The sequence below is a fragment of the Winogradskyella psychrotolerans RS-3 genome (assembly GCF_000427335.1).
Classification (GTDB): Bacteria; Bacteroidota; Bacteroidia; order Flavobacteriales; family Flavobacteriaceae; genus Winogradskyella; species Winogradskyella psychrotolerans.
This window is the reverse complement of record NZ_ATMR01000170.1, coordinates 1-557: the sequence shown is the minus strand read 5'-3', so window position 1 is coordinate 557 and position 557 is coordinate 1. Positions and strand designations below refer to the sequence as shown.

General features: G+C 38.2%; 1 protein-coding gene. It reads left to right on the top strand.

Translation table 11 applies throughout. The annotated features are described in order from the left end of the window. Positions 1 to 122 precede the first annotated feature (122 nt). Positions 123 to 557 (top strand): FG-GAP repeat domain-containing protein (locus ADIWIN_RS15625; RefSeq protein WP_161624682.1); only part of this gene is annotated, 435 nt, incomplete at its 3' end.

Here is a 557-nt window from a genome sequence, read left to right as displayed (position 1 = left end):
GATTTTTGACAACAATGGCTTTTTCAGACCTAATCATTTTCTCGTGAAGATGGTATAACAATTTATTATAACAATGGCGGAAAATTTACGCCTAAAAAAGGTTGACTACCCTTTAGCCGACAATGCTTCTCCTCTTGGGGTTTGCATTGGGAGATGTGAACAAGGATGGGACTATTGATATATTTATATCAAACTACATCCGTAAAAAACAGATGGTGGGCCAAAATAACTTCAGTAAAACATACGGCCCGATAAGTCAATTATTATTGAATAATGGAGACAATACGTTTAAAGACGTTACCAAAGAATCTGGCCTAACCTACCAGCACAATACCTTTATGGGGATTTTTGTAGACATTGACAATGATTCCTGGCTAGATTTGGTAGTGGCACATGATACTGGTGAAGTAAGAACTTACCAGAATAATGGCGATGGCACTTTTACTGTAAAGCCTAACCCAACAACAGATAAATACGGCTATCCTATGGGGATTGCTGTAGGAGATTATAACAATGACGGCAATGTGGATTTTATGTTCTCCAATACCGGCTCAACG